Origin of the sequence: Streptomyces sp. NPDC048419 (assembly GCF_043200415.1) — a bacterium.
GTDB lineage: Bacteria > Actinomycetota > Actinomycetes > Streptomycetales > Streptomycetaceae > Streptomyces.
The window spans coordinates 35,661-59,509 of sequence record NZ_JBICXT010000037.1 but is presented as its reverse complement, the minus strand read 5'-3'; the positions used below and the strand labels follow the sequence as shown (position 1 = coordinate 59,509).

The 23,849-nt window shown below is 65.5% G+C and carries 17 protein-coding genes and 7 pseudogenes; 9 read left to right on the top strand and 15 right to left on the bottom strand.

Annotated features, from left to right (window positions below; translation table 11 throughout):
* The 4 genes and pseudogenes from ACGFYN_RS42610 to ACGFYN_RS42595 all read right to left on the bottom strand — a co-directional run.
* Positions 1-465, bottom strand: a 465-nt coding sequence (locus ACGFYN_RS42610; RefSeq protein WP_393871395.1) for a winged helix-turn-helix domain-containing protein, incomplete at its 3' end; no start/stop codon positions are given.
* An 84-nt stretch (positions 466-549) separates the two neighbouring features.
* Positions 550-1,914: an IS701 family transposase gene (locus tag ACGFYN_RS42605; RefSeq protein WP_393871394.1), complete on the bottom strand. Its 1,365-nt coding sequence runs from the start codon at positions 1,912-1,914 to the stop codon at positions 550-552.
* Between the two features lie 153 nt (positions 1,915-2,067).
* Positions 2,068-2,220: pseudogene (locus ACGFYN_RS42600) on the bottom strand (IS110 family transposase); the annotation flags it as partial.
* 500 nt (positions 2,221-2,720) lie between these two features.
* Positions 2,721-3,005, bottom strand: a complete 285-nt coding sequence (locus ACGFYN_RS42595; protein ID WP_393871393.1) for a transposase — start codon at positions 3,003-3,005, stop codon at positions 2,721-2,723.
* Between the two features lie 1,975 nt (positions 3,006-4,980).
* Here ACGFYN_RS42595 and ACGFYN_RS42590 point away from each other — a divergent pair.
* Positions 4,981-6,216: an IS256 family transposase gene (locus tag ACGFYN_RS42590; RefSeq protein WP_393871398.1), complete on the top strand. Its 1,236-nt coding sequence runs from the start codon at positions 4,981-4,983 to the stop codon at positions 6,214-6,216.
* On the opposite strand, the pseudogene ACGFYN_RS42585 reads toward ACGFYN_RS42590, so the two are convergent.
* Positions 6,180-7,139: pseudogene (locus ACGFYN_RS42585) on the bottom strand (IS110 family transposase); the annotation flags it as partial. The gene ACGFYN_RS42590 and the pseudogene ACGFYN_RS42585 overlap by 37 nt on opposite strands.
* Before the next feature lie 262 nt (positions 7,140-7,401).
* Here ACGFYN_RS42585 and ACGFYN_RS42580 point away from each other — a divergent pair.
* The 4 genes and pseudogenes from ACGFYN_RS42580 to ACGFYN_RS42565 form a co-directional block, all read left to right on the top strand.
* Positions 7,402-7,909 (top strand): annotated as a pseudogene (locus ACGFYN_RS42580) (transposase); the annotation flags it as partial.
* A gap of 187 nt (positions 7,910-8,096) precedes the next feature.
* Complete coding sequence (locus ACGFYN_RS42575) at positions 8,097-9,650, top strand: tryptophan halogenase family protein (RefSeq protein WP_393871392.1); 1,554 nt, start codon at positions 8,097-8,099, stop codon at positions 9,648-9,650.
* Between the two features lie 167 nt (positions 9,651-9,817).
* Entirely contained in the window at positions 9,818-10,426 is a 609-nt protein-coding gene (locus ACGFYN_RS42570; RefSeq protein ID WP_393871391.1) for a flavin reductase family protein, read from the top strand.
* Positions 10,413-11,684: a cation:proton antiporter gene (locus tag ACGFYN_RS42565; protein WP_393871390.1), complete on the top strand. Its 1,272-nt coding sequence runs from the start codon at positions 10,413-10,415 to the stop codon at positions 11,682-11,684. The genes ACGFYN_RS42570 and ACGFYN_RS42565 overlap by 14 nt, the downstream gene beginning before the upstream one ends.
* A 103-nt stretch (positions 11,685-11,787) precedes the next feature.
* On the opposite strand, the pseudogene ACGFYN_RS42560 reads toward ACGFYN_RS42565, so the two are convergent.
* Both ACGFYN_RS42560 and ACGFYN_RS42555 read right to left on the bottom strand, forming a co-directional pair.
* Positions 11,788-12,756: pseudogene (locus tag ACGFYN_RS42560) on the bottom strand (IS110 family transposase); the annotation flags it as partial.
* A 445-nt stretch (positions 12,757-13,201) separates the two neighbouring features.
* A pseudogene (locus ACGFYN_RS42555) lies at positions 13,202-13,730 on the bottom strand (transposase); the annotation flags it as partial.
* Here ACGFYN_RS42555 and ACGFYN_RS42550 point away from each other — a divergent pair.
* Positions 13,663-14,109: a hypothetical protein gene (locus ACGFYN_RS42550; protein WP_393871389.1), complete on the top strand. Its 447-nt coding sequence runs from the start codon at positions 13,663-13,665 to the stop codon at positions 14,107-14,109. The pseudogene ACGFYN_RS42555 and the gene ACGFYN_RS42550 sit on opposite strands and share 68 nt — an antisense overlap.
* A gap of 122 nt (positions 14,110-14,231) precedes the next feature.
* The gene (locus ACGFYN_RS42545) at positions 14,232-15,389 is read left to right on the top strand and encodes a ThiF family adenylyltransferase (protein ID WP_393871388.1); all 1,158 of its coding nucleotides are present in this window, start codon (positions 14,232-14,234) and stop codon (positions 15,387-15,389) included.
* A gap of 78 nt (positions 15,390-15,467) precedes the next feature.
* On the opposite strand, the pseudogene ACGFYN_RS42540 reads toward ACGFYN_RS42545, so the two are convergent.
* The 3 genes and pseudogenes from ACGFYN_RS42540 to ACGFYN_RS42530 form a co-directional block, all read right to left on the bottom strand.
* Positions 15,468-15,764, bottom strand: a pseudogene (locus tag ACGFYN_RS42540) (transposase); the annotation flags it as partial.
* Positions 15,765-16,634: 870 nt separating this feature from the next.
* Positions 16,635-16,827 (bottom strand): annotated as a pseudogene (locus ACGFYN_RS42535) (IS1380 family transposase); the annotation flags it as partial.
* Between the two features lie 266 nt (positions 16,828-17,093).
* The gene (locus ACGFYN_RS42530; RefSeq protein ID WP_393871387.1) at positions 17,094-17,324 is read right to left on the bottom strand and encodes a hypothetical protein; all 231 of its coding nucleotides are present in this window, start codon (positions 17,322-17,324) and stop codon (positions 17,094-17,096) included.
* 405 nt (positions 17,325-17,729) lie between these two features.
* On the opposite strand from ACGFYN_RS42530, the gene ACGFYN_RS42525 reads away from it, so the two are divergent.
* Both ACGFYN_RS42525 and ACGFYN_RS42520 read left to right on the top strand, forming a co-directional pair.
* Entirely contained in the window at positions 17,730-20,291 is a 2,562-nt protein-coding gene (locus ACGFYN_RS42525; protein ID WP_393871386.1) for a DnaB-like helicase C-terminal domain-containing protein, read from the top strand.
* On the top strand, positions 20,291-20,863 hold the full coding sequence (locus ACGFYN_RS42520; protein ID WP_393871385.1) for a hypothetical protein: 573 nt from the start codon (positions 20,291-20,293) through the stop codon (positions 20,861-20,863). The genes ACGFYN_RS42525 and ACGFYN_RS42520 overlap by 1 nt, the downstream gene beginning before the upstream one ends.
* Positions 20,864-21,095: 232 nt before the next feature.
* Here the strand turns inward: ACGFYN_RS42520 and ACGFYN_RS42515 are convergent, their stop codons facing one another.
* From ACGFYN_RS42515 to ACGFYN_RS42495, 5 genes are all read right to left on the bottom strand, one after another.
* Positions 21,096-21,371, bottom strand: coding sequence for a hypothetical protein (locus ACGFYN_RS42515; protein ID WP_393871384.1), 276 nt, complete (start codon positions 21,369-21,371; stop codon positions 21,096-21,098).
* Positions 21,372-21,381: 10 nt separating this feature from the next.
* Positions 21,382-21,975 (bottom strand): DUF5994 family protein, encoded by a 594-nt coding sequence (locus ACGFYN_RS42510; protein WP_393871383.1) that lies wholly within the window; start codon positions 21,973-21,975, stop codon positions 21,382-21,384.
* A 147-nt stretch (positions 21,976-22,122) separates the two neighbouring features.
* The gene (locus ACGFYN_RS42505) at positions 22,123-22,470 is read right to left on the bottom strand and encodes a hypothetical protein (protein ID WP_393871382.1); all 348 of its coding nucleotides are present in this window, start codon (positions 22,468-22,470) and stop codon (positions 22,123-22,125) included.
* Positions 22,471-22,734: 264 nt separating this feature from the next.
* Positions 22,735-23,298, bottom strand: coding sequence for a DUF5994 family protein (locus ACGFYN_RS42500; RefSeq protein ID WP_393871381.1), 564 nt, complete (start codon positions 23,296-23,298; stop codon positions 22,735-22,737).
* A 148-nt stretch (positions 23,299-23,446) separates the two neighbouring features.
* A complete protein-coding gene (locus tag ACGFYN_RS42495; RefSeq protein ID WP_393871380.1) occupies positions 23,447-23,698 on the bottom strand; it encodes a hypothetical protein in 252 nt (83 codons plus the stop codon).
* Positions 23,699-23,849 lie beyond the last annotated feature (151 nt).

Genomic DNA, 23,849 nt, shown 5'->3' with positions numbered 1-23,849 from the left:
CACGTCCTTCTTCCACAGGCCCACCGCCTGCTCGTCGCGCTCAAGTGCCCGCCGGGCGGGACATTGCCAGGACCAGCCGTGCCGGTGCAGCAGCCTCCACACTGCCGCCGATGAGCAGTCCAGTCGGAACCTCCGGGCGATCAGTTCTCTGATCCGCTCCAGGGTCCACCGCTGGTCCTCCCAGCCGTGCACGGCCGGCCCCAGCGCCAGTTCCTTCTCCAGCCCGGCGCACTGCTCATCGGACAGCTTGGGCAGTTTCGGCGGCCCCGCGGAGGCGAGCGCGTCCATCCCGCCCTCGCGCCAGGCACGACGCCAGCGTTCCACCGACCGCTCACTCACCCGCAGATCCTTCGCGATCACCGCTGTTCTCTCGCCGCGGCCAAACCGCTCGCCTGCCTCGTATTGGATCCGTTCGCGTAACCGCCGCCTCTCGGCGGTCAGGCCGCCACCCTGCGCGTACCGCATACCACCGGCCTACCGCAGGGATCACCACCCGTCACCACCCCGAAGAGGTCAGTAACGGTAGTTCGTTAAATCCGGAGGTAGAGATCAAGGCCGTGTCCGGTGGTGACCGCGTCGATCAGGGCCTGGAGTTCGGAGGGTGGGTCCTTGTCCGTCCAGGCTCGCCACCACTGGTTCAGGGTGGTGGCAGGGGTGATCCATGCGCGGACCGAACGTAATGCCCTGGGCCAGCAGGGCAGTTGGGGTGGGTGGGGTTCGGTTGGTCCCCCTCTCTGGCCCCTCGTCGAGGCACGGGTCCGGTGCGGTGGCATCCAGGGGTGGGGCGAACCACTGGTCCCAGCAGAAGGAGAAGGCGCAGTTGACCAGGGTCTGGTGGCGGCGGATGGCGCGGTCGGAGCGGACCTGGAAGTCGGCCCAGCCGAGTTCGTCCTTGACCTGCTTGTAGGACTGCTCGATCCATGGCCGCAGGCCGTAGAGGCGGACGATCTCGGCGAGGTCGGCGGGCGGGTGGGGGCCGGTGGCGGCGTGGGGTGCGTCGGGGCGGGGCAGGTTGGTGGCCAGGTACCAGGTGGCCTTGGGTGGCAGCCGGGCCGGGTCGGTGGTGGCCACGACCAGTCGGCAGGGCGAGTCGGGACCGTATCCGCCCAGGCGGGCATCGGCCGTCCACCAGGTCTCGGTGTGTCCGTCGCGGAAGTGACGCTCCACGGCCGTCCAGTCCCCGGGGTGGTCGGCGTTCTTCCAGGTCAGGGCGTGGGCGGCTTCGATGGGGGTGTGCGGCTGGTCGGCCGGGGCCCAGGTACCGCGGTGCGGCTTGAGTGCCACCACGTAGGCCAGGCCGGCCTCGCGCAGGGCGACGTACCAGTCGTCGCTGACCGAGTAGGCGCAGTCGGCGACCACCGCCCGGCAGCCGAAGCCAGCTTCCTTCCCGCGAACCGCGAGGGCAGCGGACAGTTGCGGTTTCGTGCGGAAGGCCGGATCGGACCGGCCGCGGGCGAAGTGATGAGCGGGGGTGTAGGGATGTGCGTGCAGCGGGTAGTACACACGGCCGTCGGTCCACACCGTGGTCACCGTGACGATGCCGTTGTCCGTCTTGCCCAGCCGACCCAGCCACTGCCGGCCCACATGTGCGGTCGCCGTGCCGTCCTTACGGTCCCCGGAATCATCGATCGCGATGACCCCGCCCTCGTGCGGAGCCGTCGCCGACTCCTCACGCAGCAGCTCAAGGCGCCGGTCATTGACCAGCTCCACCTCCCAGGGAGACTCGGACAGGAAGAACTGCAGCCGCTGCACCCCCGGCATCCCCGCGCCGGCCACCGGCTCCGCCCCGGCCAGGCAAGTGATCGTCTTGTTCCGCTCCCGCGGCGCCAGCAGCCCGGTCAAATACTCACGAAAACCCCGCCGCTGCGCCAGGCTGAAGAAGAGGTCGTCGAACCGGGCCGCGTACTCCTCCAACGGCCCCGGCGCAGGCGGACACGGACGGCGAGCAGTCATTTTCAGCCCCCAGCAAGGCAGTTGACACCTCTTTCCACCGGCCTACGACCAACCCGACCTGTCGTCAACCCATACCAACCGCCGGAATTAACGAACTACCGGTAATGCTGTTTGTCAAGCCGCGTGAGCGGCGGGAGGCACGGCCTCGTAGATCCGTCCGTCGCGTAGGAGGGCCCAGAGGACGTTGACGCGGCGGTGGGCCAAGGCGAGGACGGCCTGGATGTGGCGCTTGCCTTCGGAGCGTTTGCGGTCGTAGAACCGGCGGGAGTCCTCGCAGGCGGCTCTCGGACATCACCGCGGCCCACCGCGGCTGCCTGGCTGCGGCAGTAGGTGAACCCGAACCGGCCCCACCGCCGTCGGACGAACCGTGCGAGGCGGCCGATACTCTGCTCTGCGTCACGCGAAGCAGCTGTTCGAGACCGTCCAGGGGTAGACCGGCACGGCCCGTAGTCTCAGTGCGATAGCCCGCGAGCTCGGCTTGAACCGCCGCACCGTGGCCAAGTACGCGCGCGCCGCCTGTTGGCAGGAGTGTGTACGGCGCACTCCGCCCCGCCGGTCCACGAGCCTCGACCCGTATCTGGAGTATCTGAGGCAGCGGTGGGAGGAAGGCGAGCACACCGCCACCGTGCTGCACCAGGAGATTGCCGCCAAGGGCTACGGCGGCCACTACCAGCGGGTCAAGATGGCCATCGCGCCGCTACGCCGCGGTCTGCCGATCGACATACCGCGCGAGCGACCACCTTCGCCCCGCCAGGTCGCCCGGTGGATCACCACCACACCGCCGAAGCGCGGCCTGCACCCCACCGAGGCACTCCGTCGGCTGCTTGAACACTGCCCGGAGCTCGACCAAACCCACCCCTGCCCCGGTGGCCGTTGCGCCAGGTCGTGCGCTTGTCGGAGTGCTCGCCCGGGGCGGCACCGATCACATCGGTGGCCTCTGCCTCGATCAGCTCCTGCAGGATACGCTCGCACACCACCCTGATTGCCTCAACTCCGTCGGCCCTACGTAGTGACTCCAGCAGCTGTATCAGCTCAGACTGGGACAAGGTCATCGCGTGCTCCTCCGTTTGAACTGCCCGTTCACCAGGGAGACTTGCGCGATAGCCTGCCCTTGCTCAGGGAGCATGCGGGGCCAGCAGGTGCACGCCCCCGGGCTGACACCCGCGCGTTCCGGGACTACACCCCGGCTACACCACTTCATGGGACGCGATCGTCGTTGCTGCCGCGCTTTCGATGCTGGGTCGCAAGCGACTGCCGGACCGAAGCCGCTGCGTGTCGGCATCCAGTGTGGTCGCCGGTCTCAGAGGATCCGGGCGGATGTGACTTGCCGACCACGTTTGAACGCGTCAACTGCTACACGCAGGGCGGATTCTCGGATGATGTTGCCTTCGGCGGCGCCGCTGCCCGTGTTTCACCGAGGAATGGTCTCGGCCCCACTCTTCAAGATATGACGCATGAACCAGGCCGAGAACCATGCCCACCCGACTGCGAACGCAGCCTTGCCGTAAGGGTGTTGCGTGCGGAACGTCCGGCGCGTCGTCCTTGTCAGAGTCGACTCCAGACGGTTATTCCGGATCGTGTACATCTCAAATCCTATGACACCAGCGGCCAGAGAGCCCCAGACGATGTCACTGTGCCACGTCTTAGACACGTCGGCCTCCGGACTTCCGATTGTTACCTATCTCCCACCAGCACAACTTCCCACACCGGAAAGGCGGCCTGCCATCACTCACGATCCAACTCCCGGGACGGCGCGCTCTGAGGGGTACCGGTCGACGGCCCCCGCGTGCAGTCCCCTCTACACCAGCCTGAGTTTGCGGATGGTCATTCCCCCTGCATTAGATAATTAACGAGAGTTTCATCCTCGATGTAATGAACAGAGGCCCCGTTTACTCGGGGGTGGGAACTAAAATCCAAGGATGAATCTTCCGAGTCATGAGTAGTAGGTACTTGGTTGAGTGGGGCGGTGCAGCCACGTCGGACGAGTGGTTGATCGCGATGCTGGTTGACGTGGCATGCCAGAGGGTGCCCAACTAGCCGGTGCGGGGGCGGGCTGGTGCATCAGTTGGTCAAGCCGGGGCCGGAGTCCGCTTCGGAAGGCGAAGTCACCGATTCTGCCGGCTGTGAAATATGTGCTTCGGTAAGGGTAACGGCCATGCACGACCCGCGCCGGAGTGCTGACCGATGCCGGCTGGGCCGAAGTCAAGGTGCCTGGGGACACGGGCCGGACTGCCGAGCCGAGTCTTGGATCGTTAAGAAACCAGCGCCGGTGGGGTGGAGGAAGAGGTGGTATCGCTGTCTGGCATGCCCGCCCTGTCGGGCCGCGGAGCGGCTCAGCTCGTGGAAGAGCTCACAGTCTCGTTCCGCTTCTGCCCATCGTTCATTGGGGAACGAGGGGGAGTTCGGCGACGGTGGTCATGGTCTTCAGCCCGTCCTCTTTGGACGTTTGCGGGCGGACATCTCGTCGTTGGGAAGCGGCAGACGCCGAAACCTGAAGTTGCCCGCTTTCGCGGGTGACGGTCAGTGTCAGCCCGGTTGTCCCTGGCTTCCGCACTTTGCCTCTCCAGCAGCCCTCGTACGGATTGGCCCTCGTGGTTGTCGGCGACGCGTTGAGGGCACGGCTGCTGCCGCCACCTCCAGGTGCGGGGCTGCGTATGAGGTGTGCCGCGGTCTTCTCGAGCCGTCCGCGGCACACCGATCTATGGGAAAGACGCCGCAACTTCGATGGTGGGAAGGGGGAGACCCATTTCGGCCTTGAGATATGACGGCCCTTCCCAGGGCAGATCGCCGAGCTACCCACAACCCGCGCTCGTGGTCGGTCTGAACGGTCTGAGGCCGGGCGTGGTGTGATGCGGTGCCGAGCCTCTGCACCGCATGGGCGGGGAGTGTAAAACTAACGGCGGATCCGACGATCATGGGTTCCAACTCCACGGCGGTGTCAGTCACTTGACGGCTCGGACCGTGGAGCCTGTCGAGAGTGCCCGGTTGGGGCAGCCTGAGCCTGTGTCCGATGAGCAGCTGGTGGCGATGCTGGTGGAGCGGGCGCGGTCGGAGGGGCTGCAGCTGACCGGACAGGGTGGACTGCTGCAGCAGCTGACCAAGCGGGTGCTGGAGTCCGCTCTGGAAGGTGAGATCACCGATCACCTGGGCTATGAGAAGCACGATGCGGCCGGCCGGGGCAGCGGCAACTCCCGCAACGGAGGCCGGGCCAAGACCGTGCTGACCGACGTCGGGCCGGTCGAGGTCAAGGTCCCGCGTGACACCTCGGGCACGTTCGAGCCGCAGATCGTCAAGAAGCGGCAGCGGCAGCTGACCGGCGTCGACGAGATGGTGCTGTCCCTGTCCGCGAAGGGCCTCACGCACGGGGAGATCTCGGCTCATCTCGCCGAGGTGTACGGGGCAGAGGTATCCAAGCAGACCATCACCACGATCACGGACAAGGTGATGGAGGGCATGGCGGAATGGCAGGCCCGCCCGCTGGACCGCGTCCACCCGGTCGTCTTCGTGGACGCCATCAACGTGAAGATTCGCGATGGCAAGGTCGCCAACCGGCCCATCTACGTGGCGATGGCCGTCACGGTCGAGGGCACCCGGGACATTCTCGGGATCTGGGCCGGTGACGGCGGCAAGGGCGCCAAGCACTGGCTCCAGGTCTTCACCGAGCTGAAGAATCGCGGAATTGAAGATGTCCTCATGCTCGTCTGCGACGGGCTGAAGGGCCTGCCGGACGCGGTCGAGACGGTCTGGCCCCGCACGGTCGTCCAAACGTGCATCGTTCACTTGATTCGCAACAGCATCCGCTACTGCGCCCGCCAGGACTGGGACAAGGTCGCCAAGGACCTCAAGCCCGTCTACACCGCGCCGAGCGAGGCCGCCGCGACCGAACGGTTCCTGGAGTTCTCCGAGAGATGGGGCACCAAGTACCCGGCCGTGGTCAAGCTGTGGTCCGACGCCTGGGCCGAGATGGTGCCCTTCCTGTCCTTCGACGTCGAGATCCGCAAGGTCATCTGCAGCACGAACGCGATTGAGAGTGTGAACGCCCGGATCCGCAAGGCGGTGCGGGCCCGCGGCCACTTCCCCTCGGAGGCCGCCGCATTGAAGTGCGTCTACATGGCACTGATGAGCCTGGACCCGACCGGCAAGGGCCGGCGCCGCTGGACGATGCGCTGGAAAGCGCCCCTGAACGCATGGGGGAGTGTAAATCTAACGGCGGATCCGACGATCATGCCCGACGATTTCGTGGTCGGGGCGAGGCCGGCGTAGGAGGCGAGGTGGGCGGCGGTGGGGAAGCTGGTGCCGTCGCCGACGGTGACCAGCAGCGTGGCGGCGGTCCTGACCGCGATCCCCGGCATCGAGGTCAGGACTTCGGAAAGAGGGTGTGCCTCCAGTAGGGTGCTGATCTGGGCTTCTGTGGCCCGGCGTTGTTCGTGGACGGCGCCGAGCGAGCGGGCCAGGGAGGGGATCACGATGTCGAGTGTGCCGGTGCCCGGAACGACGACGGTCTGCTCGTCGAGGGCGTCGAAGACGTCGTCGATCAGCCGCGCTGCCATGCGCGGGGCCTTGGGGCGGATGACCTCAACCAGCTTGCGGCGTCCGGCCTTTCGCAGCGCGGCCGGGGAGCCGTAGCGTTCCAGCAGCCAGGTCACCGCGGGGTGGTCCAGGCGCGGGCCGAGGACCCGCTCGAGGCTGGGGTGGAACTGGGTGAGCAGGCCGCGGATCCGGTTGCTGGTGCGGGTGGCCTCGGCCGCCAGGTCCTGGTCGAAGCCGACGAGCACGGTCAGCTCGGCGGTGATCTCGTCGGTCAGCTCCAGGGTGCGCAGGGTGTGCGGCATGGTGCGGGCCGCGTCCGCGATGACCGCGGCGTCCTTGGCGTCGGTCTTCGCCTCGCCGGGGTAGAGGTCGGCGATCCGCCGCATCGCCAGTCCGGGCAGGTAGGCGACCTGGCAGCCGGTGTCCCGGGCGACCGTGAGCGGGAGGGCGCCGATGGAAGCGGGCTGATCCACCACGACGAGGACGGTGCCGAACTTGGTCTTGAGCTTGTCGAAGACGTCGCGCAGCTTCGGTTCGGTGTTGGGTAGCTGCTTGTCGAAGACCTTCTTGCCGGCCGGGGTGAGGCCGTGCCCGTGATGGGCGCTCTTGCCGACGTCCAGGCCGAGGAAGACGCCTATCTCGTCGCTGTCGTTCAAGCCGTCCTCCCGAACGGATGTCGTGCGTGCTGGCCGGGGCGTTGGCGTCGTATGCGCGCATCCACGTTATGCAGACCTGCCGCCCGCGAGCGGCCGGGCGTTGCGCCGGGCCGGGCGGTAGTCGGACCTCTCATCAGCGTCTCCAACGGCGCCTCTCGGACCCGGTGGTACCACCCCCCAGGTCATCGGTTCGACAGGGGGGACCAGCCATGCCGGGCCCGGAGGCCAGCGGCCCTCTTGCAGGACCGCGAAGAAGATAACGGGGGGACACACAGGTCCGAGCCCCGTGGACCAGGGCAAGCCGGGTTCCAAGATGCACATCCCGTCGGACGCGAACGGACTGCCCGAGGGCGTCGGTGTTCGGTCGGCAACGCACATGACAGCGAAGGGCTGAAACCGATGATCGAGGGTCACCAAACGAGACAACGACTTTCACCGCGGCCGCCACTTCAAACCCCAGCGCCTGCACGCGGACACAGCCTATGACCGCGCCGACCTGCGCAGATGTTACGAGGCAAGCGCATCGGCGTGCGCATCGCATCGCCCGTAAAGGCGTCGAGGTCGAGTAAACGGCTGGGCCGCCGAGGTGGGTGGATCGAGCGGATGATGTCGTGGCTGACTGGCTACCGCCGACTCAGTTTCCCCGCACGAACGCCACTCCCGCAACTACTTCGCCTTTTTTCGGCCTTGCCGCACCACAGTGCTGTTACAAGCGACCGCTCCGCCTCACACATAGGACACCGTCTAAGCCGAGGGCAGTCCGCCGATGAGTAGCGGCTGCTCATGGCATGTGGCTGCCCGAGGTGTGCCCTGGGACTGCGGCAGATTCCAAACGCCGCAATCATTCGCCGATGAGGCACTGACCAAGAAATCGGCTCCACTCGAGTGTACTGGCTGTCGACAAAGCGACGGGCGTGACACGGCTTATCAGGGCGACTCAACGGAATTGGATGGATAATGACAGCTATCGGCAAGGTGGTAATAGTTGGCGGGGGTACGGCGGGTTGGATGACGGCCGCATATCTACGTGCCTCGTTGGGTAGCAAAGTCGCCGTGACACTAGTGGAGTCTCAAAGGATCAAGACAATTGGTGTCGGAGAGGCCACGTTCAGTACGGTCCGGCACTTCTTCGACTACCTAGGCTTGCCTGAGCATGAGTGGATGCCGAAGTGCAATGCCACTTATAAACTCGGTATCCGTTTCGAAAACTGGCGCGAGAGGGGTCATTACTTCTACCATCCGTTTGAGCGACTTTCCATTGTGGACGGATTCCCGCTTACAGACTGGTGGCTTGCAAAGAAGCCTGGGGCGCGTTTCGATCAGGACGTCTTCTTGATGTCGGCGCTCGCGGATAACGAGCGCTCACCCCGCTTTATAGATGGCACGTTATTTGAGCAAGAATTCGTGGAGCGGTCTGGTGCCGAATTTTCCAAGACAACTCTGTCCGAGCAGACTACTCAGTTCCCATACGCCTACCACTTTGATGCTGCTCTGCTGGCCGATTTCCTTCGTAGCTACGCCACCGAACGCGGCGCGCAGCACGTCGAAGACGATGTTCTTGACGTCGTCAGAGATGAGAGGGGCTGGATCAGCCACGTTGTCACCCGAGAGTACGGGGACCTCTCAGCCGACTTGTTTATCGACTGTACAGGTTTCCGTGGACTGCTGATCAACCAGACTCTCGACGAGCCATTCGTCTCCTATCAGAACACTCTGCCCAACGATAGTGCCGTGGCATTGCGCGTCCCGGTGGATATGGAACAGAGGGGACTGCGTCCTTGTACCACTGCCACGGCGCAGGATGCCGGCTGGACCTGGACTATCCCGCTCTATGGGCGTATCGGTACCGGATATGTGTATGCATCTGACTACTGCAGCCCCGAGATGGCGGAGCGCACACTGCGCGAGTTTGTTGGCCCCGAAGCCGAAGGTCTAGAAGCGAACCACATCAAGATGAGGATCGGCCGCACCCGCAACTCATGGGTCAATAACTGTGTAGCAATTGGCCTCTCCAGTGGATTTGTAGAGCCGCTGGAGTCCACCGGCATCTTCTTTATCCAGCACGGCATCGAGCAGTTAGTCAAGCATTTTCCGGATGCCACCTGGGATCCTCGTTTGCGTACCGCGTACAACACGAGTGTCGCTCGAGTAATGGATGGAGTGCGAGAGTTCCTGGTCACGCACTACTACTGCGCCGGCCGCGCCGACAACGCGTACTGGCGCGATGCCAAAACTCGAGAGCTGCCCGAGGGACTCGCCGAGAGACTTGAGGAGTGGCAATCCCGGCTGCCAGCCACGGGAAACGTTTATCCGCACTACCACGGATTTGAACCCTACTCTTACCTCTCCATGCTGCTTGGTCTAGGCGGACTAAACCTCAAGCCAGCAGCCGCCCTCAAGGTAATGGACGATTCCCGTGCATCTCGAGAATTTAAAAGGATAAAGGACATCTCAAGCGATCTGGTAAAGCGTCTTCCTAGCCAGTACGAATACCTGTCGCGGATGTACTGAATCGCCCAATGCCAGAACTGCAGAGACCCGATCGGGATCCCTGCCGGTTCGCCTGGCACCTTACCTGCCGCGCCTCGTTTCACTGATCGGGTACTGAAATCCCTGTTCTCCCGTCAGGGCGTGGTGGTGGCGATTGCGAAATCGGGTCTCGTTCATAGGAGTCACTAATGACGTCACAGTCGGCCTCAACGTCCGACGACGCTGAAGAAGCGAACATACGCCCGCTCATGGCGTCTTTTCCGACAGGCGTCGCAGTGGTGACAACGCTCGGTTCGTCAGCCGAACCCTGCGGGATGACCTGCACTTCGCTGGCGAGCGTCGCGCTTTCGCCGCCCACTCTCGTGGTCTGCCTGCGGACGGCTGGTCCCACCCTGCGGGCCATCTCGGCCTCTGGCCGACTGGCGGTAAATCTGCTACACGGGAGTGCCTGGAGGACTTCGGAGCTTTTCGCATCCGGCATGGCCGACCGGTTCGAACGCACCGCATGGCGGCTGCCACTCGGCGCGGGCGGGCCGCACCTCATCCTCGACGCACACGCGATCGCAGACTGCACCGTCGGCGACACCGTGCACGTGGGTGACCATACGGCCATCTTCGCTGAGGTGAGCAAGGTGACGTTGCTGGAGGGTACGCCCGAGCCGCTGCTGTACGGCCACCGCCGATACGCCCGTTGGTCGGATACGACCGAGACCGCCGTCGTACCAACAGGCCTAGCGACGATCGTGACGGTGGCACCGGACTTCGGCGCGGAAGGGGCTACCCATGGCGTCAGCTGACATGATGTCGGGTGTGCTGCTCGCGGTACCAGTAGTCATCTTGGCCTGCCGAGCCTCGGCCGCCATGATCCGAAGGCTGGGCCAGCCGGCCGTCGTGGGTGAGATCGTCGTCGGCATTCTGTTCGGGCCTTCACTGCTGGGCTGGCTCTCACCTGGAGCGCAGCACTGGTTGTTCCCTAATACAATTGCACCATTTGTGGATGTGTTGGGCCAACTTGGTCTAATTTCATTCATGTTCCTGGTCGGGCTCGAACTCGACTTGGGATCACTGCAAGGCAACGGCCGAGTCGCTTTAGTAGTGAGCCAGGTGAGCATTGCGTTCCCCATGGTCCTCGGCGGATTGCTTGCCCTGGCTATGTACAGGCGATTCGCGCCGACAGGAGTCAGCACCACGTCGTTCGTACTGTTCATCGCCGTGTCAATGAGTATCACCGCCTTCCCGGTGCTAGCACGCATACTGACCGAGCGCGGCATGTACGGCACTCCGACAGGAACCCTGGCAATGGCCTGCGCCGCAATAGATGACGTGACAGCATGGTGCCTGTTGGCGTTGGTCGTAGCCATCGCCGGAAGCACGGGTCCCATGGGCGCTATCGCAGTCGTCGGGCTTACTGCCGCATTCGCCGCAGTAATGCTTTGGGGGGTACGACCGCTGCTAACCCGGTGGGCCGGCCGGGCCGCCCGGGCGACCGAACAAACTGTCATGGTGCTCCTTTTCAGTGGACTGTGTGCGTCAGCTTTGGTTACGGACCGGATCGGTGTTCACGCCATGTTTGGCGCTTTCCTCTTCGGCGTCGTCACTCCCCGAAGGACAGCAGTCGTCGAGCGCTCGGCCAACCGGCTGCGGGCGGTAGCCGTACCGTTGCTGCTACCGCTGTTCTTCGTGCAGACGGGCCTGCGCACAGATTTCGGGGCGCTCTCAGCACAATCGGGGCAGTGGCCGTGGGCGGGGGCCGTAATCGCGGTGGCCGTCGTCAGCAAGGGCGGCGTCAGTGCAGTGGCGTCACGCGCCGCCGGCAGTAGATGGCGCGATGCCCTCATGCTGGGTTCTATGATGAACTGCCGCGGACTGACAGAACTGGTTGTATTGAACATTGGACTTGAACTTGGAGTAATAGGACCCAGCCTGTTTACGATACTAGTCCTCATGGCATTATTGACGACCGCAGCCACAGGGCCCGCTCTGAAATGGCTGAGTCACCGAGTTGACGCCGCCCGTCCACGACGATCACGCCGAGTGGAATCAAGGCTCGATTAAAGTGACTTTGGAAACACCATTACGAGCACTGCAGCCAGCGAAAGAATTGCTCGCAAGCAATAGGATCATACTAATGAGTACATCATATGCCATAATAGGAATGTGATGCGCGGGTGACGGGGCCGGACCCGGCATACGCCTTCAATGCCCGTGCGTCCGTGAACCGGTCGCGCTCATCACCGATCTCGGCGAGTACCCGGGCGCCGAGCAGGTTGCCGAGGCCGGGAAAGCTGGTGATCAGGTTGGCGTCTGGATGCTCCTGAAATGATGATTCCACTGCCCTGGCCAGATCCTCAGCGCCTTCGGCAGCCGCGTCCAACTGGCGCAGCAGGACGAGCATTTGCTTGCCCATGGCCTCCTCGACGAGCGGAGGCTGGTGGCTGCACTCGGCCTTGAACGTTTCCTGCAGGCGTTTGGTCTCGGCCTCGGTGTATCGCTGTCGGCCGCCTCGCTTCAGAGCCGCCCGGATCTGGGGTTTCGTGAGCCTTGCCGCGATGGCGGGGGTAGGTGCGATCGCCAGAATGGCGCGGGCTTCGGGATGGGCGAGGCCGCCTTTGCGGCCGGTGGTGAACGCGTTGAGCGCAGTGGGGTAGTACTCACGTAACAGCGAGCGGAGCTGGTTGGCGGCCTGCTGGCGGTGCCAGACGGCGTCCTGCTGAGCGCGGGCGAGGACTGCGATGGCTTGTGCGAGTTCGCTGTCGGCCGGCAGCGGGCGGTGTGCGTGCATGTCGGTGCGCAGGATGTTCGCCAGTACGAGGGCGTCGCCGGGGTCGGACTTCTTGCGTGAGACGCCGTGCCGGTCCCGGTAACGAGATGCCGCGAGCGGGTTGATCGCGTAGACCTGCCGCGTGCCGGTCCGCAGGACTGCGACGAGCAGGCCGCGGGAAGTCTCGATGGCCACTGGTATCGGCTCGGCCTCGGTGTCACCGTGCTCGGCGAGCAGATCCAGCAGCTGCCGGTAGCCGCCCGCATCGTCCGGGATGCGGGCCTTGGCGATCAGCTGCCCAGTCGCCTCGACCAGGGCGACATCGTGATGTTGTTCCGCCCAGTCGATACCGCAGAACACGCTCACATGTGTCTCCTTCGTTCGGTTGTCTGCGCTGGTGACGAGCGCATGCGGGCCACGCGACGCTCTAATGCCAGGACTCGTCGGTCCGCCATCTCACAAGCCGTTCGCGGCACCAGCGCACCGCACGGGCCTCGGTCTCGCCCAGAGCTCACGGGCTCGCGGAGACGAACGGGAGGTCACCATGCGGCGGGCTCGCACCACGAGCTTCAACGTTCGCCGTGGGCCCGCGAGTTTCATGGCGGCCGGAGGACGCCGGGTGCTGCCAGTCTTTCAATCGGCATCACCGTGCCGAAGAGGGTTCGGAGTCATCCCGACGCCCACCAGGCCACCACGAAACTCACCGCGGAGAACGGTGCCTGTCTTCTTTGAGACCTCACAGGTCAGAAGGAACTGAGGCATCCGCTCCACGCACTCCAGACCCGCCTCAACAAGCGGGTACGGAAGCACGTACGCACTGCATTAGAGGGTGGTCCTCCAGCAGGGCTGTGATCTGGGCTTCCGTGGCTCGTCGCTGTTCGTGAACAGCGCCGAGCGAGCGTGCCAGCGAGGGGGTCACGATGTCGAGGGTGCCGGTGCCCGGAACGACGACGGTCTGCTCGTCGAGGGCCTGGAAGATGTCGTCGATCAGCCGGTTCGCCATCCGGGGCGCCTTGGGGCGGATCACCTCCCAGCCTGCGGTGGCCGGCTTTCCGCAAGCTGGCCGGGGATCCGTAGCGTTCGAGCAACCAGGTGACGGCTTGATGGTCGAGCCGGGGGCCGAGGACGCGTTCCAGGCTGGGGTGGAACTGGGTGAGCAGGCCGCGGATGCGGTTGCTGGTGCGGGTGGCCTCGGCCGCGAGGTCCTGGTCGAAGCCGACCAGAGCTGTCAGCTCGGCGGTGATCTCGTCGGTCACCTCCAGCGAACGCAGGGTGTGCGGCATCGTGCGGGCCGCGTCGGCGATGACCGCGGCGTCCTTCGCGTCGGTCTTCCAGCCACCTCTCCTTCATCACGCAGGCCGCGACCACAACGAGGCGAACGCCCCGCGCCGTGAGGTGTTTGCGCTGGGCAAGGTGAGTAGCGACTACTCGGGACGCGTGCCAGTCCGGCTGGTTCTCTCTTCTCAGAGATTAGTCCTGAATGCATTCGGCCGATGGAGCCAAGCCGAGGGCAGTCGTGTGTTTTCTGCGCAGCAGCCCGAAGGAGTGGATAGAGGAGCGCAACTGGCCGAGATAGAAATCGCTGAAGAGCGGCAGCGCAATGATCAAGTCATGGCCTCAAACATCTGCAATCCGCGCAATATCTCCATGAAGGTCGACTCACGAAAACTCTCGATAGTTCTGGATGCTTTTAATTTCCAAAACATTCCATCACGATGAGATGATTCCGTATTTGCCGGGAGTCAATTATGGCGCACCAGCCAGTCCACTCAACGATGACAAATTCGATCAGTACGGTTCGCCTATTACTCAGGACCAGAATTCCTTAGCGAGGACATAGAATGACTGACTCCCGCAGGCTCCGAGCCCCTCTGCAGGATCCGGTGGAATTGGTTCCGCGATCCGTCAACGAGTCTGCTTGGCGACCTTTTCTCTATCGAGGGAACCTGCCCAACGAATGCGACGCTCTACTTAAACTGGTCAATTCTGATGATGTTCGCGAAGTGCACGACACCCTCGATAGGCAGCTCGAGGATCTGATCCGCGACCGTTCACCTGCTCGGGCTTTCACCGGCACCCAACTTCAAGCGGCCAAACAGGAACACCTTGCTGGTATAGAGCCATGGCAGTATGGAACCTGGGTGTGGTATCCATGGTCGGGTCGACTTGTCCACGTACTGCCTCGGGACGAGTTTCGCGCGCTACGCACGGATCGCAACCGCGGCAAGATCAGCCCAGCCGATCAGGCCCGTCTGCTAGATTATCGGATCGGAATTATAGGACTATCCGTGGGTAGTAGTGTGGCACTCACATTGGCCATGGAAGGGATAGGTGGCAAATTCAAACTAGCCGATTTCGATGAGCTGGGCCTGTCAAATCTGAACAGACTGCGCACAGGTGTGCACGATCTCGGGATCAATAAGACGGTTATCGCCGCGCGACAGATGTACGAGATCGACCCATATCTAGACATTGAGATCTATCCAGATGGGCTGACCGAAATCAATCTCGAAGTATTTTTTTGTGGCGGAAGCGGCCCTTTGGATCTGCTCGTGGAAGAATGCGACACTCCCTGGGTAAAGGTTGCCGCCCGGGAATTGGCTCGATCCAACAGAGTCCCGGTCCTGATGGACACCAACGACCGCGGCATGCTTGACATCGAGAGATTCGATCTAGAACCTGACCGGCCGCTGCTGCATGGTCTTCTCGGACAGACCAGCTCCCAGGAGCTACGTAATCTTGGTCCTGAGGAGAGGATGGCACTAGTTCTCTCCTTCATTGGCAAGGAAGGCATGAGTGCCGAACTGGGTGCTTCCTTTGAACGAATTGGGGAAACTCTAAACAGCTGGCCGCAGCTCGCTTCGGGTGTCGTTCTGGGCGCAGCCATCACTACAGACGCTGCCCGTCGGATTCTGCTTGGCACGCACCGGCATTCCGGCCGCTATTACGTCGACCTCGCTGCCTTGCTCGCCGATAAGGCGACGGCATCCCACAGCTGATTCAGAGTGTCCGGGAATAGCAAGCTAGCCGATCGCCACGTCGGCGAGCTGGACAAATGCCATTCCTTAAGACGTGTCCTATGTGGTGAGGTGGGCGAGTCTCCTGTAGCAGCATAGCGTGGCGGCGAGGCCGAGAAGGGCCGGGGCGTTGCGGGGATGGCGCTCGTAGCGGATGCTGAGTCGACGGTGGCCGGACAGCCTGTGCATTGTCCGCTCGATGACCCAGTGCCGTCACTGTAATCGTTCGCTGGACTCGATGCCCTTGCGGGCGATGCGCTTGCCGCGTAACCATTTACGCAGGTCCGGGTGGGCGTAGGCTTTGTCTGCGTGGAGGCGCTGGGGCTTGAAGTACCGGCCGCGATACGGGTCGTGTCTCCTTACGTTGCTGGAGGCTCGTCAGCCTGCGCAAACAGTGAATCAACCGATCAGTATCTGAATGCGCAGCCACAATTTGTCCAAGTCAGTATTTATTGTGCATTCCCTGGACGCCGCCTGCACGGATGTCGTTGCAGGGAAGGGTGGGAGAACGGTGTGGGCTGGTGGGGCTGGGCTACCGCTGGACTGACCGGGAACGGCGAGCACGGAATCATCAACGCCTTCGACCAGACTCACATCCCTTGCCGGCGGACAAGGGCCACCAGGGAGTCCGCGCGCGGCACGGGTCGGGTCCCTCCCTCGGTCGATGAGAGGACTTCCTCCGGTCAGCAGACCGTGAGCCGATCCCAGGCCAAGATCCGTGGCCTCATCGAACAGGCCATGGCCACCCTCATGAACTGGCGACTCCTCCGCGAGCTCCGATGCTCGACCACCACGCATCACGGGCTCGTCCAGGCCATCCTCGCCCTGCAAAACGCCAGCTCAACCGCAGGACAAATGGCCTCACCGTCTGGCGCCGTTACTTCTCAAGATGCCAGCTGAGATCTTCCGCGACACCGATGAGCGCCTCGATTCGCTTCAGGATGAGCCGGAGGAAGTGGTCGTGCCGATGAGGTCGATGTCAAGAACTGGTGCCGTGCAGCTTGGACGCCGTCCGTGGCCGTATGCGTAAGGCCCGCGCACCCCGGTTCCGCTATCTATGGTCCGGCAAGGGGCCGCTAGCGCTTCTGCAAGGTGTGGTGAGGCTGTCATCGGTCTCATCTCATGACTTCGGCAGAAGGGAGGGCTAGGGCATGAGTGAACAGGTATCGGGTGCCGCTGCGGTGTCCCGATGGGCGCCAGCGTCAGACCAGCTGCCTGGCAGTCTGGCTGAACGATCTCCAGCCAGACCCGGTTTTTGCGCGGTGTCGTGCAGCGGCAGGTTCCGCAGGCCGGTCGCGCGGGCACCCCGGATGCGGTCCTCGGCCCGTGCCCGCAGGCGGTGGCGGAGTTCGAGCCCGGCGATGGGCCGGCCGGTGGTGTTGGTGGCGAAGTATGTGATGCGCATGCCGTCGGCGTCGGTCTCCGGTGCGGCGCCGGTCAGCGTGATCAGCTCATCGAAGTACGGGCGAAACGGAACCCGCCTGTCCTCGGGCGTGTCTCTCCTTGATTGCACGGCACGCAGAAGATCCCTTGCCAGGTCCGGCACCGCCGCATGGGCCCTGAACGACTGCGACCTCGTGGCAGCGCATTACAACATCGACGCCCTCGACCTGCTCGCCGGCCCTACCCGCGTGTGCGAGCGACTTCCTCCAACACGTCGCCGAATCCCTCAACATCCGTGACGTGCTACAGGGTCCGTCCCAGGACGCCAGGCGCGTCCACGAACGTGTGCCGCCATGGCATCAGCGTGCGCTGCTTCGTGCAGTTGCAGTTCACCCAGGGCAGGGGCCTCGGAGGCAACGGCGAACAGGCGTCCATCGAGGGCACGGCGAACTGGGACGAGGCCATCGAGTTGTTCCGGCTGACCGTACGTGAGTGGAGGCGGCCGATCATCGAGGTGCGCGACGCTGCCATCACCCCTGGCACGGTGTGCGGCTCCGTCCGTGTTTTGGCTCGGTGCGTGCAGCAGGGCTGCGGGCAGGTGGCCCGGCTCGTTGGCCAGCTCCCAGCCGTGGGCCTGATCGGCGGGCGCGGCCGAGGCGCTCGTGCCGGAAGAGCAGGGATCGACGGCAGTGAAGCTGAGTCCGCCGGTGCGGGGGAGTGTGATCGTTTGCGGACGGGATGGAGCGGAGACCGGGGCCGGGACCCACCCGGCGCCGGTCTCCGCTCCATCCCGTCCGCTGGTCGCCCTCGCGGACTCGAAGCGGCAATCCATGCGCAATCCACCAATAATGAGTGAATTACTCTGCAAAGATAGTGAATATCAGCATCTCATGTGTGACTTTCCCTATCATGGCAGGGAGTCAGGGTCTTGGAGGGTGAGTGAGTCAGTCGCCGCAGGAGGAGAACGTGGTCAGTGCGACCACGGCCCGGACCACCTTGTACTCCCTGGTGAAGCTCGCCGAGGAGGAGGGGCGCACCACGGTGATCACCAAGCACAGGGTGCGTGTTCTGCTGGCGCCGCTGGACCGGCTGCCGGCAGCCCGGAAGGCGGATGCTTTCCCGGCTCACGTGCTGAGCGCGGCGCAGAGGGACTTCGGTGACCTCATCACGCGGGCGGCGCGGGGTGAACCGCAGGTCCTCCTGCGTAACATCACACCGGTCGCGGTCCTGCTCCCTGCCACCCCCACCTCACGTGCCCTTTCGTCCGACGTGGCCGCGCGTCCCGGCGCGGCATCCGCAGGAGGTGCGGTGAACAGTCAAGGCCCCCAGGACCGCAGCAGTGCGCCGCGCAGGCTCGCCACACTGGGCGAGACCTCCGTACTGAGCGGCAGCCTGGTCGGCGGCGCCACGTTCGGACTGTCCGGTCTGGACGCCGCGACGGGCGGACTGCAGCCGGGTCGGCTGACGCTGGTGGCAGCCGCCCCCAACGTCGGCGGAAGCCTGCTGGGCCTTGCCGCGGCGCGGCACACCGCGCTGGCCGAGTGCCGCACCGTCTTGTATGCGGCCTCGGGTCCTAACCGCGACGACATCTTCCGCCGGATCATCTCCGCCGAGACCGGGGGCGACTACCCGCGTCTGAAGCAGGGCCGACTCACCGAGCACGAGCAGCAGGTCGCACGCCAACTGGTCCAGGCGGGCAACGAGTTGTTCATCGATGACGGCAGCAACCTGACCGCCGAGGACATCGCGGCGACCGCCCCTGAGGTCAGCGGCCTTGCGCTCGTGGTCGTCGACCGTCTTCAGGCCGCGGCCAGCCCTCGCCTGCCCCTGTCCGGCCAGGGTCTCCCGCACGCCTCGCAGGTGCTGGCCACCCTCGCCCGCAGTCTGCAGGTTCCGGTGCTCGCCATCGTGGACAGCGACGACCCCGCGCTCCTGGCCCTCCTGGACGCTGACGTCGTGGTGACGCTCACTGCCACCGATGCCCCGGGCAAGGTCCACGTGGCAGTGATGGAACGCGACGTCGGGGTGATCGGCTCGGTGTACCTGCGGCCCGACCTGCTCCACGCCCGCTTCCTGGATGCCGACGTTGCCCCCCTCGATGCCGCCCCCAGTCCCGCGGGCGGCGCCTCCTGGCAGGTCTGCGGCGGCACGGCGGCGCTGGAACTGGCCGAAGCCGCCCTTCCCTACACGTCCGGCGGGCACCAGGGCATTCCCGCCGCCCTCACCCACGAGCTCGCGGCATGGCGCGCCGCGGTCGCCGGCGGCGACCAGGAGGCCCTGACGGAGATCCTGCCCTCGCTGCTGCGGGCCGCCGCGGTAGTCGCGCAGTGGCCAAACACGCATGAGGGGCACCGCCTCACCGCCGCCCTGCGCCTTTACGGCCCGCCAGGGGCCGCCCCCGGCACAACCGACGCTCCGGCCGTAGCCGGTGCTCCTGCCGACCACGCCCCGGCGGACAGCGGACAGGACCAGGGCGAGGGCGAGGGTGCGGAGGACGAGGAGAGGCCGGACGTCGAGCTGGCCCCGGGAGATGAGGAAGAGGAGCCGGAAGGAGCGGTCTTCCCCGCCCTGAGGATCCTCAAAGACGCGGTCAAGAAGTCCAAGATGCACCCGATCCCGGTCATCCGGCTCGACGAACGCGACAGCGACCCCTGGCCGTTGATCAGCGAGGACATGGACGGCGAGCCCCGCTGGATCCACCCCGACGTCACCAGCACCCGCGTTGCCCACATCCGCGCGAACGGGCGGCGCGTGCGCCGCGACACGCTGGACGTGCCCGACTCCTTCGGCGAGGGCACGCTGTGCCTCATCGACCGCAACGGCAGCTACCCGTCCGCCTGTTCAGGCGTCCCCCTCGCCCCGAACAAGCTCCTGCACACCGGCCCGCTGGACGCCTACGACAAGACGAAGGCCGGCATCTACCTCATCGACATCCCCGCCTGGCCGCGCACCGACATGCCGCACCCGCTGGGCCGCCTCATCGACCGGCCCGACGAGCACGGCCGCGTCTGGGTGACCACCCCGCACATCAAGCAGCTGGAGAAGCTGCACCGGGACGGCCACCTCGACGCACCGGTGACCATCCACGACTCGTGGACCGGCAAGTACAACGAATCCCTCTTCAAGCCCTTTTACGAGGCCGCCCGCAAGGCCCGCGCCGAACTCGTCCAGGCCGGCGGCGCCCCCTACAAAACGTACAAGACCCGCCTGTCCATCGCGCTGCGCCTACTGTGGCCCAAGCGCCCCGATCAGAACTCCCCGTTCTGGCGGCCCGACTGGCGCATGAGCATGGTCGCCGAGGCCTCCGTCCGGCACTGGACCATGGCCTTCAAGGCCGTCCAGGAAGGCCACACCCTCCTCGCGCTGCGCAACGTCGACGCCGCCATCTTCTGGACACCCCCCCACACGCCCCCGGCCACGTACCGGATCGGCACCGGCTTCGGCGAAGTCAAGGCCAAGTTCATCGAGGCCGGCCACATCATCCCCGAGGGTGAGGACTGATGGCCGGCCCCACCGGCCACGGCCGCTCCCTCGGCGCCGCCCTCAACGACCTCCTCCACAGCCAGGTCACCCCCCGCCACCGGCTGTCCACCTACACCGCCCAGCACTGGCACGCCCAGCTCAGCCAGCTCACCGGTACCCACCGCGGCCACCAGGCCCTCGCCGACGCCGGACTCAACGTCACCACGAAAACCCTCATCAACTGGCTGTCCGACCCCGAGTACAGCATCCGCCGCAGCTACATCGACCTCATCCACACCGCTTACGAGAACACCGCGATCGTCCCCGCCGACCCCGTCCCCGACCACGTCAGGAACGGCCAGTTCGAGATCAGCGGCATCGTCAAGACCGGCGACGACGAACGCGAACGCGGCACCCGCCGGGCGGCGCCGCTGCGCATCGACGCAAGCAGGGGAAACTGGGAGGCAATCGAGGAACTCTGGCGGTCCGGCGAACTCAGCGACGACGCGTTCGAGGACCACTTCGTCGACGACATCATCGTGGCGGACATCGGTGAAGGCACCGACGGATGGGAATTTGGCGGCAGCACATACTCCGTCGAACTCAGGTGACACCGCACCCCCGTCATCTGCACAGGCCACGCGGTGGGTGCCGGCCCACGGCGCGGGCACCCGGCGGCGACCACCGAGCCACAGCCTCAGCAACCCCGGACGAGCAAACTGCGGGAGTTGACGAGACGCTCGTCGTTGCGCGCCGAAGGCACGTCGGAAGAGTCATGATGCCTCGGTTCATGGGCTCCGCCGCCACTCGCAGGTTCGAGGCCTGGTGACGGATACCGGCTGGTCACTTGTGGTGAGTGGTAGGGCTGCGTCGGCGGCGCGGCGGGAAGCGGCCACGGCCCCCGTCGCGGTGGTCCCGTCGCTCGCCGGAGGTCGGCGACGGGGACCGGCCGGGTTCCCCCGGGGGTAGTGGCGTGCCGTGTCCGCGGCGGCTGGGCAGGGCGGCGCTGTAGTGGTGCATGGCGATTCTGTCGGCGTGCTCGCTGTTGAGCCGGTGGATCAGGTATGCCGCCGCTGCGATGAGGACGAGGAAGGCGGCGACGGTCAGGAAGGCGTTCATGGCGGCCGCCTCACATACCGACGATCAGGCGGCTGGGCCGACCGGCTCGACCGGGTTGGTGCGGGACGGCCGCGGACACCGCGGCGGCGCCGCCCTCGTATTCCCATGCCTCGTCCGGGTCCAGTGGCTCGTCGGTCGGGGCGACGCCGTGCCGGGCGTCCGCGGCGATGAGCGCGCTCGCGGTCAGGGGCGGGCCGTCGTAGTCGGAGGCGGCAGCCATCAGCCGGGCCGCCGACTCCGCGCCGGTCTCGGGCGGGATGATCAGCAGGTCCCAGCGGCCGGTGCTGTAGGAGAGGAGCAGCAGCTTGTGCGGGTCGATTTCCGGGGTGAACCAGCCGACCTTGACGTTGTGGCCGTGCACGGGAACCTGGCGCGGGATGACTGGCCAGTACGTCGGGTTGACGGCGATGCGGGTGATGCGGCCCCACAAGGGGTCCAACATGTCGGTCAGCGCGGGCAGTTCGCTCTGCAGATCCCGGGAGCGGGGCCACCAGGCACCATCCAGGAGTCCACGGGAGGTGCCGTCGGTCTTCAGGGCGAGACGCGCCGTCGGGGCTGCGAGGGGCTTGGGGTGAGGCGGGGTTGGGTGCAAGGTCGCCGACATGATGCGGATCCGTCTCCGGGCCGCCTCTGCGGCGGCCCGGGTTTCATCTCTCGCCGAGAACGACCCGGCGTGGAAGCCGGTATGCGAAATGCCCTCGGTACTGTCGACACTACTCCGCGCCCGGCGGCGACGCGGAGTAGTGGCCGCCTAGATGCGGAGCAGTCTCTGGGTGATCTCCCGGTACTGCCTCAAGGCGTGCCGAAGTTCGTCGGACTGTGCGTCGGGGTTCTGGTCCTGCCAGCCGGCGCGCAGGAGACGCCGTCGTTCCGCGAGGGCGTTCACGAGCTGGGCGGTGGCTTCGTCATAGGCGCTCTCGGCCTCTTCCAGCGCCTTGAGCGGGGTGTCGGCGAAGGTGTTGAAGGCGTGCCGGAGGCGCTGGACGATCTTGTCCTGTTCGTCCGAGGGGACCAGTGGCTCCGGGCTCGGGCTGCGGCGTGCGGCCGGGCCGGGAGTCTGGCCGGCGGACTGCCGGGCGCGTGTCTGGTCGTACATCATCGGGGGCCACTTCCGTTTTGCCTGAAGGCGTCCTTGGTCTTCTCGGCGGCCTGTTTCAGGCTTCCGAAGACGCGGTCGTTCCTGTCTCGGCGTTGCAGTCGCCTGTTGCGGGTGACCCGGCCGAGCTCTTGCGTGTTCCTGCCCTTCATCGTCTGCGCCTGGTGGTTCCTGTGTTCCGGAGTTGCATGGCGCGGCACCGTGCGGCCTTCCGCGTCCGGCGATGGTCCGTGTCGACGCGGTGGCCACGCGCTCCGGGCCGCCTTGTTACGGCCGGGGCGGTGGCGCGTATGGCCGCATCGCCGCCGCCGCCGCCGCCGCCGGCCGGTCGGGCCGTCCGGTGTCGGCGTCGGCCGATGTGCAGGGGGCGTCGACCTGTTCCGCCGTCATGAGAGCGGTCGCGGTCGAGTGCGGGGCGGTGCCCGCGCTCGCGGCGGCCATCAGCCGGGCGGCCGACGGTGCGCTGGCCTGCGGAGGTATCACCAGCAGGTCCCAGGGGCCCGACGTTCCGGACAGCAGCAGGATCTTGTGCGGGTCCAGATCCGTGGTGAACCAACCGACCTTCACCACATGGCCGTTGACGAAAATTCGTTGCGGGATGATCGGCCAGTAGCGGGGGTTGACGGCGATACGGGTGATCCGTCCCCACAGCGGGTCCAGTACGTCGGCCAGCGCGGGCAGTTCCTGGCTCAGGTCACGGGAGCGGGGCCACCAGGCGCCGTCCAGCTCGACCTGTCCCGGGGAGGGGCTCACGGGTTTGAGGGCGAGTCGTGCGGTCGGGGCCCTGAAGGGCACGGCGCGCGGCGAGAGATGGTCGGTGATCGCGGACATCGTGCGAACCCGTCTCCGGACCCCTGCGCGTGTGCAGTTGCCCGGTGCCGTTGCTCACCAGGAACGACACCGGTATCGGGGCCGGTGCGCGAAGTGCTCCCGATGACTTCACGCTACTCCCCGAACACGCCCGCTCCCGGAGATCCCCTCACGTCCTGCGGCCGTCCTTGCTCGAGGTGCGGCTGGTCTCCAGCCAGGAGCGCGCCGGTTCTGCCGCGCTGGTGGTGTCCACGGTGAGCTGGAGACGGGTCCCTCCCTCGGCGTCCGCGGGATAGCTGCGCTGTTCTGTGGTGGCGAAGCAGTGACGGAGAATTTCCGCGACCCGACGGGCGACCTCGGGGGAGGCGGCGACGATACGTACCTCGGCGTGTCCGTCCGGGGGAGTTTCCTTGGACTGCATAACGACCGTTCCCCCTTGGGCACGGATCCGTGAACTGGATCTTTCACCCTACTCCAGCCCGTGTGACCGGCGAGCTTTCCGACTGCTGCGGGCCGCGGAGTACCGTGAAACGAGTAAGTCACTCCATATCTCTCGCAGACAGGCGACTGTC

What these genes read in the sequence shown, in the direction of transcription:
- ACGFYN_RS42595 (WP_393871393.1), bottom strand. Translation starts at nt 3,005, where the DNA reads ATGACCTTGTCCCAGTCTGAGCTGATACAGCTGCTGGAGTCACTACGT.
- ACGFYN_RS42590 (WP_393871398.1), top strand. Translation starts at nt 4,981, where the DNA reads ATGCTGGTGGAGCGGGCGCGGTCGGAGGGGCTGCAGCTGACCGGACAG.
- ACGFYN_RS42575 (WP_393871392.1), top strand. Translation starts at nt 8,097, where the DNA reads ATGACAGCTATCGGCAAGGTGGTAATAGTTGGCGGGGGTACGGCGGGT.
- ACGFYN_RS42570 (WP_393871391.1), top strand. Translation starts at nt 9,818, where the DNA reads ATGACGTCACAGTCGGCCTCAACGTCCGACGACGCTGAAGAAGCGAAC.
- ACGFYN_RS42565 (WP_393871390.1), top strand. Translation starts at nt 10,413, where the DNA reads ATGGCGTCAGCTGACATGATGTCGGGTGTGCTGCTCGCGGTACCAGTA.
- ACGFYN_RS42545 (WP_393871388.1), top strand. Translation starts at nt 14,232, where the DNA reads ATGACTGACTCCCGCAGGCTCCGAGCCCCTCTGCAGGATCCGGTGGAA.
- ACGFYN_RS42520 (WP_393871385.1), top strand. Translation starts at nt 20,291, where the DNA reads ATGGCCGGCCCCACCGGCCACGGCCGCTCCCTCGGCGCCGCCCTCAAC.
- ACGFYN_RS42515 (WP_393871384.1), bottom strand. Translation starts at nt 21,371, where the DNA reads ATGAACGCCTTCCTGACCGTCGCCGCCTTCCTCGTCCTCATCGCAGCG.
- ACGFYN_RS42510 (WP_393871383.1), bottom strand. Translation starts at nt 21,975, where the DNA reads ATGTCGGCGACCTTGCACCCAACCCCGCCTCACCCCAAGCCCCTCGCA.
- ACGFYN_RS42505 (WP_393871382.1), bottom strand. Translation starts at nt 22,470, where the DNA reads ATGATGTACGACCAGACACGCGCCCGGCAGTCCGCCGGCCAGACTCCC.
- ACGFYN_RS42500 (WP_393871381.1), bottom strand. Translation starts at nt 23,298, where the DNA reads ATGTCCGCGATCACCGACCATCTCTCGCCGCGCGCCGTGCCCTTCAGG.
- ACGFYN_RS42495 (WP_393871380.1), bottom strand. Translation starts at nt 23,698, where the DNA reads ATGCAGTCCAAGGAAACTCCCCCGGACGGACACGCCGAGGTACGTATC.